The following is a 14,443-nucleotide window of genomic DNA, read 5'->3' on the forward strand; positions in this document are numbered from 1 at the left end:
GGGATCCGGGGCTCAGCCCACCGGCCCGGCCGCCCGGCGGAGCAGCCGGCGGGCGGCCGGCTCGCGCTGGTAGGCGCGCAGCCGCGACCTCAGCCGGCGCAGCGCTTCGTCGGCCCGGGCCGAGCGGATGTAGGGGTGGTCGTCCAGGAAGGACTCGCCACTCACGCAGGCCAACTCCACGTGACCCTGGCGGAGTTGGAGCTCGGCCAGCCGGATGGTGGTCAGCGCCCTGGCCCGTCGCTCGCCGGGCGGGCGGTGCCGCAGCGAGGCGGCCAGCGCGCCGCAGGCGCCCGGCAGGTCGCCCGCCGCCACGAGCACCTCGGCCTGCTGGTGGGCCAGCGCGGCCTCGTGGTAGCCGCCGAGCACCGGGCTGGCGGTCCGGCTCCGCTCCAACAGCCGCTGGGCCCGGGAGAGTTCGGCCAGTGCGGCCCGCCGTTCACCCACGGCGGCCAGGGCCACGGCCAGCTGCCCGGTGACGAAGGCGGCCGACTCCCCAGCCAGCGCGCCCACGCCCCGCGCGGCCGACTCGGCGAACTGCAGCGCCTGCCGGTGGTTGCCCAGGTAGTAGGCCTGCACACTCATCTGGCGCTCGATCATGGCGACCCGTCCCCGGTCCTCGGCCGCCAGTTCGGCGGCGATCCGGCAGTAGGCCTGGGCGGCGCCGTGCAACTGCGCGTCGAAGCAGAGGAACCCGGCCAGGTAGGCGAGGTCGGCCGCCGCCTCGCGCAGCCGCCGCCCGACGGTGAGCGAGGCCGGCGCCGCGAGCTGGACCGCGATGTCCGTGGCCAGGTAGGAGCTGAGCACCGGGCGCAACTCCACTCCGCCGAAGGCGTCGTCGGCCGCCGCGAACAGCCCGGTCATCAGCTGGGCCGACCGCACGTGCGCCGTCCCCGTCCGTCCCACCCGGGTCCCGCTCCCCTGCCCGGCCCGTGCCCCCTGTCGAGCACCGCTCCCCGGGCGCCCCCCGCCGTCCACCCGAGCGGCCTGTTTCACCCCGCCGACCACCCCGGGAGCGCCTCCCACCCCGGGCTCACCGCCCGACCGCTCGCCACCGTCCCCGCCACCGCCGCCCGCCCTGCCCCACACCCCGCCCCCCGCCGTGAACGGCTCGGCCACCGAGGAGTACGCGAGCAGCCGCAGCGTCCTGGCCCCCACCAGCGAGGCCGCGCCGAGGTGTTGGAGCCGCTCGTGGGCGGACTGCTCGGGGCGGGGTTCGGGCGGCCGGCCGGCCAGGCCGGCGGCCTCGGGGGTGATCTCCCGGCCGAGGGCCCGCCCCAGCACCCGGCAGACGATCTCCGCGACCTGCGGCCGGGGGCGCGAGCCGCCCAGCCAGTGGGCCACCGCCGTGCGGTCGTACCGCAGCGCGAGGGCGCAGCGGGCACCCTCGGTGTTGACGGCGCGGGCGAGCTGCTGGCCCGTCCAGGAGGTCTCGTCGAGCAGGGCGCGGAGCCGGGTGTTGGGGGCGCGGGTGGCTGTCACCGTGAACTCCCGTCGTTGCGGGCCGAACTGACTCTCCGGGTCGGCGGAGTCCGGGTGGCGCGGGGGCAGGGTGGGACTCGGGCGGGCCGGGGGTGTTCAACGCCGGCGGACATTCAACAGCAGGGGCCCGGCCTCGGGTTCCGTGGCACGGCCCCCGGCGGGCGTACTTGGAACTGTGGCCGCCCGGTCATGACCGTGGCAAGAGCCTCCGGGTGCGTGCCCAGCGGTGTGCGCCCCGGGTACGCCCGGGTGTCCCCCGGTCGCGCCCGGCAGCCGCCGCCACCCCACGGCTGGTCGTACCCGCACCACCGGCGCGCGCGAACGGCGCGCGCGAGTTCGACACAGGAGAGGGCCAGAAGGCCATGACGGTCACCGAAACCTCCCCCGGCGCACGCCGGACCGACCTGCTGCTCGCGCAGGCCCGCGGCATCGTGGACGCCCTGCTGCGCCGGAGCTTCCAGCAGCTCCCGCCCGCCATGCGGCTGGTCTGCGGCTACCAGCTCGGCTGGTGGGAGGCGGACGGGCGGCCCGCCTCCGGTGCCTCCGGCAAGGCGCTGCGGCCCGCCCTCGCGCTGGCGGCGGCCGAGGCGGCCGGCGGCCACCGGAGCGCGGCCGTCCCGGCCGGGGCGGTGGCCGAGCTGGTGCACAACTTCTCGCTGCTGCACGACGACGTGCTCGACCGGGACGAGACCCGCCGGCACCGGGCCACCGCCTGGAAGGTGTACGGCACCGCCGACGCGATCCTGGCCGGGGACGCGATGCTGGCCCTCGCCTCCCAGCTGCTCGCCACCGGCGAGTACGGCTTCGAACGCCACCCGCGCGCGCTCGGCGAGGCGCTGCGCCGGATGGGCCGGTGCGTCACCGAGCTGTGCGAGGCGCAGCACCTGGACTGCGAGTTCGAGACCCGCACGGACGTGGAGCTGGCCGAGTGCCTGGGCATGGCGGAGGGCAAGACCGGCGCGCTGCTCGGGCTCTCCTGCGCGCTGGGCGCGCTCGCGGCGGGGGCGCCCGACGGGGTGGTCCGCGCGATGGACGCCTTCGGGCGCCGGCTGGGCATGGTCTTCCAGCTGACCGACGACCTGCTGGGCATCTGGGGTGATCCGGCGGTCACCGGCAAGCCGGTGGGGGCCGACCTGCTGGTGCGCAAGAAGTCCCTCCCGGTGGTGGCCGCGCTCCACGAGCCGGGCCCGGCGGGGCGCGAACTGCGGGCCCGCTACGCCTCGGCGGAGCCGCTCGACCAGGCCGGGCTGACCCGCACCACCGAGCTGGTGGAGCTCGCGGGCGGCCGGGCCTGGGCCGTGGAGCAGGCCCGGCACTACACCGTCTCCGCCCTCGCCCTGCTCGACCACGGCCTGCCCGCCACGGCCGACACCGCCGCCCTGCGCGACCTCGCCGCCTCGATCGCCGGCCGCACCCTCTGAGCCGCCCCACCGCACGCGCCGCCGCGCCCCACCGCCACCGCGCATCCACCCGCGCCGAGTCGCATCCGCGCCGCCTTGAACCGCCCCGACCCGCACTCCACGCCGCTGCCCCACACCACACCGCACCACACGACCGCCGGAGGCCCCCGCATGCCCGCCCACCCCAGGACCGGCCTGCTCGCCGCGCCCCGCTCCTTCTGCGCGGGGGTCGAGCGCGCCATCGACGCCGTCGAGCGCCTGCTGGACGCACCCGGCCGCGCCGCGCCCGTCTACGTCCGCAAGCAGATCGTGCACAACACCCACGTGGTGGCCGACCTGGCCGCCCGGGGCACCGTCTTCGTCGAGGAGCTGACCGAGGTGCCCGAGGGCGCCACCGTGATCTTCTCGGCGCACGGCGTCTCGCCGGAGGTCCGGGCCCAGGCGGCGGCCAAGTCGCTGACCGTGGTGGACGCGACCTGCCCCCTGGTGACGAAGGTGCACTCCGAAGCGAAACGTTTCGCTGCCCGGGGTGACACCGTGGTGCTGATCGGGCACGCCGGGCACGAGGAGATCGAGGGCACCCTCGGCGAGGCCCCGGAGCAGGCCCTGCTGGTCGCCACCGCCGAGGAGGCCCGCGCCCTGACGGTGCCGGACGAGGCCCGGGTCTCGTACCTGACCCAGACCACCCTCGCCCTGGACGAGACCGAGGAGGTGGTCGGGGCGTTGCGCGAGCGCTTCCCGCTGCTCCAGGGGCCGGCCGGGGCGGACATCTGCTACGCCACCACCAACCGCCAGCTGGCCGTGGAGGCGGTGGCCGAGCGGGCCGAGCTGGTGCTGGTGGTCGGCTCGGCCAACTCCTCCAATTCCGTCCGGATGGTGGAGGTGGCCCGCCGGCACGGCGTCCCGGCCCACCTGGTCGAGGACGCCGGCGCGATCGACCCCGCCTGGCTCACCGGCGTGCGCACCGTCGGCCTCTCGGCCGGGGCCTCCGCGCCCCCGGCACTGGTGACCGAGGTGGTCGAGGCGCTGCGCCGGCTCGGCCCGGTCACGCTCGAGGAGCACACCACCACGGTCGAGTCCGTCGTCTTCGCCCCACCCGCACCGGTAAGGGACCACCCATGACAGCCCCCACCACCCACCGCCCCGCCCCGGCCGACCCGGCCGACTCGGCGCCCGGCCTGCTGGCCGGGCTCACCGGCCCCGAGCAGCTGCGGGCGCTGCCCGCCGAGCTGCTGCCGGAGCTGGCGGCCGAGCTGCGCGCGGCGCTGATCGCCCGGGTCAGCGCGGCCGGCGGTCACCTCGGCCCGAACCTCGGGGTGGTCGAGCTGACCATCGCCCTGCACCGGGTGTTCCACTCCCCGCACGACACCCTGCTCTTCGACACCGGCCACCAAGCCTACGTGCACAAGATGCTGACGGGCCGTCAGTGCGAGTTCGGCGAGCTGCGCCGCTCCGGCGGCCTGTCGGGCTACCCGTGCGCGGCCGAGTCGGCGCACGACGTGATCGAGAACAGCCACGCCTCCAGCGCGCTGGCCCACGCCGACGGGCTGGCCGAGGGGTACCACCTGACGGGGCAGCGGGACCGGGCCGTGGTCGCACTGGTGGGCGACGGCGCGCTGACCGGCGGCATGGCCTACGAGGCGCTGAACAACCTCGGGGCCGCGCCGCACCGCCGGGTGGTCGTGCTGCTGAACGACAACGGGCGGTCCTACGCCCCCACCGCCGGGGCGGTCGCCGCCCACCTGGCCGGGCTCCGCACCGGGGCTGCCGACGGCCCCAACCTGTTCGAACGGCTGGGGCTGCACTACCTCGGCCCGGTGGACGGACACGACCTGCCCGCACTGGAGTTGATGCTCGGTCAGGCCAAGGCGCTCGGCCGGCCGGTGGTGGTGCACGCCGTCACCGTCAAGGGCAAGGGCTACCCGCACGCCGAGGCCGACGAGGCGGAGAAGATGCACGCCGTCGGCGTGATCGACCCCGGCACCGGGCGGCCCGCGCAGCCGGCCACCGCCCTCACCTGGACCGACGTGTTCGCCGAGGAGCTGGCCGAACTCGGCGAGCGGCACCAGGAGTTGGTGGCCATCACGGCCGCGATGCCCGGGCCCACCGGGCTCGCCAGGTTCGGCGAGCGGTACCCGGAGCGCTGCTTCGACGTGGGCATCGCCGAGCAGCACGCGGTGGCCGGGGCGGCCGGGCTGGCCCGGGCCGGGCTGCGGCCGGTGGTGGCGGTGTACTCCACCTTCCTCAACCGGGCCTACGACCAGCTGCTGATGGACGTGGCCCTGCACCGCCTCCCGGTCACCCTGGTGCTCGACCGGGCCGGCATCACCGGCCCGGACGGGCCGAGCCACCACGGCATGTGGGACGTCTCGCTGCTGGCCAGCGTGCCCGGCCTGCGGCTGGCCGCCCCGCGCGACCCGGCCGGTCTGCGCACCCTGCTCACCGAGGCCGTCACCCACCACCACGAGGGGCCGACGGCGCTGCGCTTCCCCAAGTCGGCCGTCGGGCCCGACCTGCCCGCCCTGGACCGGACCGGGCCGGTGGAGGTGCTGCACCGCTCCGCCGGGCCGGAGGTGCTGCTGGTGGCGGTCGGTCCGCTGGCCGCGGAGTGCCTGGAGGCAGCCCGCTACCTGGCCGGCACGGGCATCGGCGTCACGGTGGCCGATCCGCGCTGGGTGCTGCCGGTGCCGCGCGAGCTGGTCAGCCTGGCGGCCCGGCACCGGCTGGTGGTCACCGTGGAGGACGGCATCCGCAGCGGCGGGGTGGGCGCGGCGCTGGCCCGCGCACTGGCCGACGGCGCCGTCACCACCCCGCTCGTGCCGCTCGGCCTGCCCGGCCGCTTCCTGCAACACGGCACCCGCGCCGAGCTGTTGGCCGCCGCCGGGCTCACCGCCAAGGGCATCGTGCACTCGGTGCTCTGCGCCCGAGCGGGCTACCCCGCCCCGTACCAGAGCTGACCCCACCCCCTGGAACCTCCGGAGTCACCATGACCGCGACGCCCCTCGACCTCGCCCCGCCCCGCCCCGCCCGCCGCCCCAGCCGCCGGATCCAGGTCGGCTCGGTGCCGGTCGGGGGCGGCGCGCCGATCTCGGTGCAGACCATGACCACCACGGTGACCGCCGACGTGGACGCCACCCTCCAGCAGATCGCCGAGGTCACCGCGGCGGGCTGCGAGATCGTCCGGGTCGCGGTGCCCTCCCAGGACGACGCCGAGGCGCTGCCCGAGATCACCCGCAAGTCGCCGATCCCGGTGATCGCCGACATCCACTTCCAACCCCGGTACGTCTTCGCGGCCATCGACGCCGGCTGCGCGGCCGTCCGGGTCAACCCGGGCAACATCAAGGCCTTCGACGACAAGGTCCGCGAGATCGCCAAGGCCGCCTCGGCGGCCGGGGTGCCGATCCGGATCGGTGTCAACGCGGGCTCACTGGACCGCCGGCTGCTCGCCAAGTACGGCCGGGCCACCCCCGAGGCGCTGGTGGAGTCGGCGCTCTGGGAGTGCTCGCTCTTCGAGGAGCACGGCTTCCGCGACCTCAAGATCGCCGTCAAGCACCACGACCCGCTGGTGATGATCGCCGCCTACCGGCAGCTCGCCGCGGCTTGCGACTACCCGCTCCACCTGGGCGTCACCGAGGCCGGCCCGGCCTTCCAGGGCGCGATCAAATCGGCCGTGGCCTTCGGCATCCTGCTGGCCGAGGGCATCGGCGACACCATCCGGGTCTCGCTCTCCGCCCCGCCGGTGGAGCAGGTCAAGGCGGGCGCGCACATCCTCCAGTCGCTCGGGCTGCGCCCGCGCCGGCTGGAGATCGTCTCCTGCCCGGGCTGCGGCCGACTCCAGGTCGACATCCATCGCCTGGCCACCCAGGTCGAGGCCGCCTTCGAGGGCTTCCCGGTGCCGCTGCGGGTGGCCGTGATGGGCTGCGTGGTCAACGGCCCCGGCGAATCCCGCGAGGCCGACCTCGGGGTCTCCTCCGGCAACGGCAAGGGCCAGATCTTCGTCAAGGGCGAGGTGGTCCGCACCGTGCCCGAACACCGCATCGTGGAGGCCCTGGTGGAGGAGGCACTGCGGCTGGCCGAGCAGACCCCGCCCGAGGAGTGACCCGCCGAGGGCCCCTCCTGCGGGTGACGGACCCGGCCCGGGTGCGGCAGAGTGACCCCATGGATCTCGGACGAGTGGTGGTCACCGGTGCGGCGGGGCGGATCGGGACGGCGGTGCGGGCCGGGCTGCGCGGCAGCGTCGAGCAGCTGGTGCTGGTCGACCGGGCCCCGCTGACGGCCGATCACCCTTCCGAGGAGGTCCGGCAGTTGGACCTGCTGGACGCCGCCGCGGTGGCCGAGGCCCTGGCCGGGGCGGAGGCCGTCCTGCACCTGGGCGGCGTCCCGGACGAGGCCCCCCTGCCCGACCTCCTCCAGGCCAACGTGCTGGGCACCCACCACGTCCTGGAGGGTGCCCGCAAGCACGGCCTGCGCCGGGTGGTGCTGGCCAGCAGCAACCGGCTGACCGGCTGCTACCCCACCGCGAAGACCGTCGGCCCGGCCGACCCGCCGCGCCCGGACGGCCTGTACGGGGTGAGCAAGGTGGCCCTGGAGGCGCTCGGCCGGCTCTACGCCGACAAGTTCGGCCTCTCGGTGGTCTGCCTGCGGATCGGCAGCTACGAGGACCGCCCGCTGGAGCGGCGCCACCTGGCCACCTGGCTCAGCCCGCGCGACTGCCTCGGCTACGTCCGGGCCGCCCTCACCACCCCCGGGGTCGGCTTCACCGCCGCGTACGCCGTCTCCGCCAACACCCGCCGCCACTGGGAGCTCCCGGCCGAGCTCGGCTACACCCCGCTGGACGACGCCGAGGCCCACCTGGCCACCCTCCCCGAGGAGCCCCCGGGCAACGGCCTGCAGGGCGGCGCCTTCGCCGAGCCGGCCTTCACCCTGCCGTACCTCTAGGACTGTCGGCCCCGGCCGGTACGGTGGCACCCATGGACCTCTCCGACCTGCGCCGGCTGCGCCAGGCCCGCGACCGGATGGACCGCGAGTACGCGGAGCCGCTGGACGTGGCCGCGCTGGCGGGCACGGCGCTGATGTCGCCGGGCCACTTCTCCCGCAGCTTCCGGGCCGCCTACGGCGAGACGCCCTACTCCTACCTGATGACCCGGCGGATCGAGCGGGCCAAGGCGCTGCTGCGCCGCGGCGACCTCTCGGTCACCGAGGTCTGCATGGCGGTGGGCTGCACCTCGCTCGGCTCGTTCAGCGCCCGCTTCACCGAGCTGGTCGGCGAGACCCCGAGCGCCTACCGCGCCCGTGACCACGGCGAGGCCGCACCCGTCCCGGCCTGCGTCGCCAAGGTCCACACCCGCCCGGTCAAGGGCCATCAGGCCACCTAAGGATTACCGCGGTGCGTCCACCAGCTGCTTGAGGGCGCGGGCCGCCGCGATGGCCTGGTCGCGGCCGCCGCCGGTCTGGATCCCGACGGCCGCCAGCGCGGTGCCGTCGGCCAGGTCGAGCACCACCCAGGGGTCGCCCTGGCGGAAGTTGACGTGCACGATCTCCGCCCAGGCCAGCCGGCGGGTGCGGACGAAGTTGACCACCGTGACGCCCTCGGCGTCGGCCACCACCTTCGGCCGGGCCAGCATCCAGCCCACTGCGGCGAATATCAGCCCGCTGGCCACCATCGCCAGCCGGTCGTTGAGCTGCCAGTTCTCCGGCAGCGCGAAGGCGACCACCGAGAGCACGGTGATCAGCAGCCCGCACAGGGTGTAGAGCACCACCCGGTTGCGGCGCGGGGCCCAGGTGACGGGCAGGCTGACCTCGGTGGCGAGGGGTGCGGACACAGCGGGTGGCTCCAGACGTACGCGAGCCCGGACCGGCGGCGGCCGGTCCGGGCGGGGTGGTTCGACAGCGGGCAAGACGGTCAGAGGCGGCAGGCGTGGATGTTGGTGACCAGGATGGCCCGGGCGCCGATGCCCCACAGGTCGTCCATGATCCGCTGCGCCTCCTTGCGGAGTACCATCGAGCGGACGGCGACCCAGCCCTCGGTGTGCAGCGGGGAGACGGTCGGCGACTCCAGGCCGGGGGTCAGCGCCACGGCGGCGCTCACGTTCTCGGCCCGGATGTCGTAGTCCATCAGCACGTAGCGGCGGGCCACCAGCACGCCCTGCAGGCGGCGCAGGAAGCCCTCCACCGCCGGGTCCTCGCCGGCGCCCTTGGGCCGGATGACCACGGCGTCGGAGACCAGGATCGGCTCGCCGAAGATCTCCAGGCCGGCGTTGCGCAGGCTGGTGCCGGTCTCCACCACGTCGGCGATCACATCGGCCACGCCGAGCTGCACGGCGGTCTCGACCGCCCCGTCCAGCTTGGTCACCGTGGCCTTGACGCCGTGCTCGGCCAGGTGCTGCTCGACCAGCCCGGTGTACGAGGTGGCGATCCGCAGGCCCTCCAGGCCCTGCACGTCCGCCACCTCCTTGCCGAGCGGCCGGGCGAACCGGAAGGTCGAGCCGCCGAAGCCGAGCGCGAGCACCTCCTCGGCGTCCGAGGCGGAGTCGAGCAGCAGGTCGCGGCCGGTGATGCCGATGTCCAGCCGGCCCGAGCCGACGTAGACCGCGATGTCGCGCGGGCGGAGGAAGAAGAACTCGACCTGGTTCTCCGGGTCGACCAGCACCAGTTCCTTGGGGTCCTTGCGCTGGCGGTAGCCGGCCTCATGGAGCATCTCCGCCGCGGGACCCGAGAGCGAACCCTTGTTGGGGACGGCGATGCGCAGCATGCGTGTGGAACCCTTCACGGTTGGGATTGTCATGAGAACGGGGGCCGGGCTCAGAGGTGGGAGTAGACGTCGTCCAGCGTCAGCCCGCGGGCGATCATCATCACCTGAAGGTGGTACAGGAGCTGGGAGATCTCCTCCGCCGTCTCGGCGTCGGACTGGTACTCGGCGGCCATCCAGACCTCGGCGGCCTCCTCGACGACCTTCTTGCCGATCGCATGGACGCCCTGCTGGACGAGCTGCGCGGTACGGGAGGACGAGGGGTCGCCGGTGGCGGCCTTCTGCTGGAGCTCGGTGAACAGCTCCTCGAATGTCTTCGAAGCCATGATGTGCTCACCTTACGGGGTACCGGCTGACGCGCGGTAAACGATTCCAGGCCGTGGACAGTCCGCTGGACAGCCGCCCGGTACGCGGCCCCCGCGCTCAGCGCCCCGGGTGGAAGAGGTCGCGCAGTGTGACGGCGGTGGCCACGGCGGCGGTGAGCGCCTCGTGGCCCTTGTCCTCGGCCGAGCCGGGCAGGCCGGCCCGGTCCAGCGCCTGCTGCTCGTTGTCGCAGGTCAGCACGCCGAAGCCGACCGGCACGCCGGTGGCCACGGTGACCTCGGTCAGGCCCAGGGTGGCGCCCTGGCAGACGTAGTCGAAGTGCGGGGTGCCGCCCCGGATGACCACGCCCAGCGCCACCACGGCGTCGTAGCCGCGCGAGGCCAGCACCTTGGCGGCCACCGGCAGCTCGAAGGTGCCCGGCACCCGGACGACGGTGGGCTCGTCGATGCCGAGCTCCTTGCAGGCGCGGTGCGCGCCGTCCAGCAGGCCGTCCATCACCTGGGTGTGCCACTGCGCGGCGACGATCGCCACCCGCAGGTCGGCGCAGTTCTTGACGGTCAGCTCGGGGGCTCCGTGGCCGCTCACGTCGGTGGTTCCTCTCGGTCGTACGTACGGGGAGTTCAGGAGTTGTTGTCGAGCCAGGGCAGCTCGTGGCCCATCCGGTCGCGCTTGGTGCGCAGGTACGCCGCGTTGTGCTCGCCGGGCTCGACGGCCACCGGGCGGCGGGCCTGGACGACCAGGCCGTGCTCGGTGAGCGCGGCGAGCTTGTCCGGGTTGTTGGTCAGCAGGGTCAGCGAGCGGACGCCCAGGTCGGTGAGCATCTGCGCGCCGATGCTGTAGTCGCGGGCGTCGGCGGGCAGGCCGAGCTCGAGGTTGGCGTCGACGGTGTCACGTCCGCGCTCCTGGAGCTCGTAGGCGCGCAGCTTGTGGGCCAGGCCGATGCCGCGTCCCTCGTGGCCGCGCAGGTAGAGCACCACGCCGCGGCCGGCGGCGGCCACCTCGGCCAGCGAGGCCTGCAGCTGCGGGCCGCAGTCGCAGCGCAGCGAGCCGAACACGTCGCCGGTCAGGCACTCGGAGTGCACCCGCACCAGCACGTCCTCGCCGACCGGCAGCTTGCCGTCCTCGTCCAGGCCGCCGGCCACCAGCGCGAGGTGCTCGACCCCGTCGATGGTGCCCTTGTAACCGACGGCGGTGAACTCGCCGTGGGCGGTGGGCAGGGCGGTGGTGGCGGCGCGGGTGACGTGCAGCTCGGTGCGGCGGCGGTAGGCGATCAGGTCCTCGATCGAGATGATCGCCAGGCCGTGCTCGCGGGCGAAGGCGACCAGCTCGGGCAGCCGGGCCATGGTGCCGTCGTCGTTGACCACCTCGGCGATCGCGCCGGCCGGGGCCAGCCCGGCCAGGCGGGCCAGGTCCACGGCGGCCTCGGTGTGGCCGGGGCGCACCAGCACGCCGCCCTCGACGGCGCGCAGCGGGAAGACGTGGCCCGGGCGGGTCAGGTCGGTCGGCTCGGTGGCCTCGGTGGCCAGCAGCCGCACGGTGCGGGCCCGGTCGGCGGCCGAGATGCCGGTGTCCACGCCCTCGCGGGCGTCCACCGAGACGGCGTAGGCGGTGCCCTTGCGGTCCTCGTTGACCTGGGTCATCGGGGGCAGCTTGAGGCGGTCCAGCTCCTCGCCGGTCATCGGCACGCAGATCACGCCGGAGGAGTAGCGGATGGTGAAGGCCATCAGCTCCGGGGTCGCGGCCGAGGCGGCGAAGACGATGTCGCCCTCGTTCTCGCGGTCCTCGTCGTCGACGACGATCACCGGGCGGCCGAGCGCGATGTCGGTGATGGCGTGCTCGACCGGGTCGAGGGCCAGCGCGTCGCCGGGGAAGCCCTCGTGGATCTCGTGAACAGGCTGGATGGTCATGCCGAGGCTCCCTGCAGGACGGTGTCGGTCGCGGGACGAGGGGTGCGGGTGCGCAGGTACCAGGCGCGCATCCCGAGCAGCACGAGGACGAAGTAGACGGCGTAGGTGAGGCCGGAGAAGGTGTAGCCGCTGTCGAAGGCGAGCGGGACGCCCACCACGTCGACGGCGATCCAGGCGAACCAGAACTCCACCCAGCCGCGGCCCTGGGCGAACATCGCGGCCAGCGTGCCGACGAAGATGTACGCGTCGGCCCAGGGGCTCCAGGAGAGCTGGGGGTAGGCCTGGAAGAGCTCGGCCAGCGCGACGGTGCCCAGGCCCGTGGCGGCCACCAGCAGCCCGCGCTCCTTCCAGGAGGCGAACCGCACCGCGATCTCACCGCTCGCCTTCTGGCTCCGGCGCCAGCGGCTCCAGCCCCAGAGGGCGGTGGCGATCACGATCAGCTGCTTGCCGATCAGGCCGGGCACGTGCCCGCCGAGGTACGCGGAGATCAGCACCGCGCCGGAGAGCAGCTGGACCGGCCAGCTGATCACCGAGCGGCGCCAGCCGAGCGCGAGGGCGGCCAGGCCCAGCAGGTTGCCGATCATGTCGGCCCACTTCACCGGCTCGCCGAAGGCGGTGAAGGCTATCCCGGTCAGCCAGCTCACTGGGCACCGCCCTGGGCCGCCTCGGCCGGGGTGGGCTGGGCGATCTCGGCGGGGATGGTGCCGGCGGCCAGCAGGCGCTCCACGTACTTGGCCAGCACGTCGACCTCCAGGTTGACCGGGTCGCCGAGCTGCTTGGCGCCGAGCGTGGTGAGGGCGAGGGTGGCAGGGATGAGGCTCACCGAGAAGCTGTCGGCGGCGGCGTCCACCACGGTCAGGCTGACGCCGTCCACGGTGATCGAGCCCTTCTCGACCAGGTAGCGGCTGATGCTCGGCGGCAGCGAGAACCGCAGCACCTCCCAGCGCGGCTTGCCCGCCGCGTCCAGGTCGCCGGGGGCCCGGCCGAGCAGGGTGCCGGTGGCGTCCACGTGGCCCTGCACGAGGTGGCCGCCGAGCCGGGCGCCGAGCGCCATGGCCCGCTCCAGGTTGACCCGGGAGCCGACGCCGAGCGCGCCGAGGCTGGACCGGTTGAGCGTCTCGGCCATCACGTCGGCAGTGAACTCGCCCTTGCCGTCAGCCAGTTCGTCGGTGCTGTCGAGCACGGTGAGGCAGACGCCGTTGACCGCGATGGAGTCGCCGTGCCGGGCGTCCGAGCTGACCAGGGGGCCACGCAGACGAATACGGGAAGACTCGCCGATCTCCTCGATGGAGACGACCTCGCCGAGCTCTTCGATGATGCCGGTGAACACCCGGGTTCTCCTCGCGCTTGGGGCGCGGACTCCGGGGTGTGGCCTGGGAAGAGAGCACGGCCAGCGAGAGGACGAAGAGGTACGCACCGGTGGGGCAACGCCCTCGACCGGGGACGGAGCGCCCTTTTCACGGGGCCCGACCGGCAAAGAGAGCTCTCCCACTGCCACGTACACCTGCGCCACGGGCTCCGGGGAGCCGTGGATACCGCTGAACCGCCCGCGCACGCCTCCCATCCGGACTTTAACCGTCGGTCCAGGAATTTCACCTGGTCAACCGGCCGCTGGCTGCGGACGGGTCGCGGACTGTAACCGCCGGTTCGGATTTTCACCGACCCCGGAGTGCGCTGAACGTCACTGCTACTGCCGTCATCATGCCACGCCACCGGGGGCTACCGGGAGGGGTGATCCTGTGTCCTGGTTCACTCCGGCGCACGGGCCCAGCGGGAATACCGGGCGGGGTACCCGAACGACCTGCACAAACTCCGTTCCCAGGCGGCCCGGGCTCGACTAGATTGCCGGGACGTGACCACAGCACCTCGTCAGATCGACGCCCCAGGCCGCCTCTTCGACTCGCTGAGCGAGGCCGCCGTCCGCACCGTCGCCGAGCTCCGCGACACCTACGAGCACCCGGGCGACAACGCCGTCCGCAAGCAGGTCGACCACATCAACGACACCGCCCGTCGGCTGATCGCCCACTCCCCGCTGGTGATGATCGCCAGCGCCGGCGCGGACGGCCGCTGCGACGTCTCCCCGCGCGGCGGCCCGGCCGGGCTGGTCAGCGTGCTCGACCCCTACACCCTGGCCGTCCCGGACGCCACCGGCAACAAGCGCCTCGACTCGCTGCACAACATCGTGGAGACCGGCCGGGTCGGCCTGCTCTTCCTGATACCCGGCCGCGACACCACCCTGCGGGTCAACGGCCGCGCCCTGGTCTCCACCGACCCGGAGCTGCTGGCCGGCCTGGTCAACGTGGGCAAGCCGCCGCGCAGCGCGATCGTGGTAAAGGTGGAGGAGGTCTACGGCCACTGCCCCAAGGCCTTCCTGCGCTCGGGCGCCTGGAAGCCGGAGAAGTGGCCCGACCTGACCGACGCGCCCAGCTCGGCCCAGGTCACCGCCGCGCACCTGGCCGACCCGGCCATCACGGTGGAGATGATCGAGCAGGACGAGCGGGACTCGATCCTCTACCGCTACGAGTAGCGGGCCCGTCGGGCCCGGTTTCGGGTGGTCTGGACCACTCCGGCCGCAGTCAGCAGAC

15 protein-coding genes and 1 riboswitch are annotated in these 14,443 nt (G+C 74.2%); of the genes, 7 read left to right on the plus strand and 8 right to left on the minus strand.

The annotated features are described in order from the left end of the window. Positions 1–12: 12 nt before the first annotated feature. On the minus strand, positions 13–1,479 hold the full coding sequence (locus CFP65_RS03440) for a hypothetical protein (RefSeq protein WP_104814687.1): 1,467 nt from the start codon (positions 1,477–1,479) through the stop codon (positions 13–15). A 362-nt stretch (positions 1,480–1,841) separates the two neighbouring features. Between CFP65_RS03440 and CFP65_RS03445 the strand changes: the two genes are divergently transcribed. From CFP65_RS03445 to CFP65_RS03470, 6 genes are all read left to right on the plus strand, one after another. Next, a complete protein-coding gene (locus CFP65_RS03445; protein WP_104814688.1) occupies positions 1,842–2,900 on the plus strand; it encodes a polyprenyl synthetase family protein in 1,059 nt (352 codons plus the stop codon). Positions 2,901–3,050: 150 nt separating this feature from the next. Further along, a complete protein-coding gene (gene ispH, locus CFP65_RS03450) occupies positions 3,051–4,001 on the plus strand; it encodes a 4-hydroxy-3-methylbut-2-enyl diphosphate reductase (RefSeq protein WP_104814689.1) in 951 nt (316 codons plus the stop codon). Then, positions 3,998–5,836, plus strand: coding sequence for a 1-deoxy-D-xylulose-5-phosphate synthase (locus CFP65_RS03455; RefSeq protein WP_104814690.1), 1,839 nt, complete (start codon positions 3,998–4,000; stop codon positions 5,834–5,836). Before ispH ends, CFP65_RS03455 begins: the two co-directional genes overlap by 4 nt. A gap of 29 nt (positions 5,837–5,865) precedes the next feature. Next, entirely contained in the window at positions 5,866–6,978 is a 1,113-nt protein-coding gene (gene ispG, locus CFP65_RS03460; RefSeq protein WP_104814691.1) for a flavodoxin-dependent (E)-4-hydroxy-3-methylbut-2-enyl-diphosphate synthase, read from the plus strand. 59 nt (positions 6,979–7,037) lie between these two features. Next, positions 7,038–7,817 (plus strand): NAD(P)-dependent oxidoreductase, encoded by a 780-nt coding sequence (locus tag CFP65_RS03465; protein ID WP_174805500.1) that lies wholly within the window; start codon positions 7,038–7,040, stop codon positions 7,815–7,817. Positions 7,818–7,849: 32 nt separating this feature from the next. Beyond that, on the plus strand, positions 7,850–8,254 hold the full coding sequence (locus CFP65_RS03470) for a helix-turn-helix transcriptional regulator (RefSeq protein ID WP_104814693.1): 405 nt from the start codon (positions 7,850–7,852) through the stop codon (positions 8,252–8,254). 3 nt (positions 8,255–8,257) lie between these two features. On the opposite strand, the gene CFP65_RS03475 is transcribed toward CFP65_RS03470, so the two are convergent. The 7 genes from CFP65_RS03475 to CFP65_RS03505 all read right to left on the minus strand — a co-directional run bounded on the left by CFP65_RS03475 (position 8,258) and on the right by CFP65_RS03505 (position 13,188). Beyond that, entirely contained in the window at positions 8,258–8,701 is a 444-nt protein-coding gene (locus CFP65_RS03475) for a PH domain-containing protein (protein ID WP_104814694.1), read from the minus strand. 80 nt (positions 8,702–8,781) lie between these two features. Then, on the minus strand, positions 8,782–9,630 hold the full coding sequence (gene hisG / locus CFP65_RS03480) for an ATP phosphoribosyltransferase (RefSeq protein ID WP_104814695.1): 849 nt from the start codon (positions 9,628–9,630) through the stop codon (positions 8,782–8,784). A gap of 50 nt (positions 9,631–9,680) precedes the next feature. Then, positions 9,681–9,953: a phosphoribosyl-ATP diphosphatase gene (locus tag CFP65_RS03485; protein ID WP_104814696.1), complete on the minus strand. Its 273-nt coding sequence runs from the start codon at positions 9,951–9,953 to the stop codon at positions 9,681–9,683. A gap of 97 nt (positions 9,954–10,050) precedes the next feature. Next, complete coding sequence (ribH, locus tag CFP65_RS03490; RefSeq protein WP_104814697.1) at positions 10,051–10,536, minus strand: 6,7-dimethyl-8-ribityllumazine synthase; 486 nt, start codon at positions 10,534–10,536, stop codon at positions 10,051–10,053. A gap of 35 nt (positions 10,537–10,571) precedes the next feature. Then, entirely contained in the window at positions 10,572–11,858 is a 1,287-nt protein-coding gene (locus CFP65_RS03495) for a bifunctional 3,4-dihydroxy-2-butanone-4-phosphate synthase/GTP cyclohydrolase II (RefSeq protein WP_104814698.1), read from the minus strand. After that, a complete protein-coding gene (locus CFP65_RS03500; RefSeq protein ID WP_371682355.1) occupies positions 11,855–12,502 on the minus strand; it encodes a nicotinamide riboside transporter PnuC in 648 nt (215 codons plus the stop codon). Before CFP65_RS03500 ends, CFP65_RS03495 begins: the two co-directional genes overlap by 4 nt. Continuing rightward, entirely contained in the window at positions 12,499–13,188 is a 690-nt protein-coding gene (locus CFP65_RS03505) for a riboflavin synthase (RefSeq protein ID WP_104814699.1), read from the minus strand. The genes CFP65_RS03500 and CFP65_RS03505 overlap by 4 nt, the downstream gene beginning before the upstream one ends. Positions 13,189–13,406: 218 nt before the next feature. Beyond that, positions 13,407–13,534, minus strand: a riboswitch (FMN riboswitch). Between the two features lie 176 nt (positions 13,535–13,710). Here CFP65_RS03505 and CFP65_RS03510 point away from each other — a divergent pair. Continuing rightward, positions 13,711–14,385 (plus strand): MSMEG_1061 family FMN-dependent PPOX-type flavoprotein, encoded by a 675-nt coding sequence (locus tag CFP65_RS03510; protein ID WP_254552200.1) that lies wholly within the window; start codon positions 13,711–13,713, stop codon positions 14,383–14,385. Positions 14,386–14,443 lie beyond the last annotated feature (58 nt).

The sequence above is a fragment of the Kitasatospora sp. MMS16-BH015 genome, from assembly GCF_002943525.1.
Classification (GTDB): domain Bacteria; phylum Actinomycetota; class Actinomycetes; order Streptomycetales; family Streptomycetaceae; genus Kitasatospora.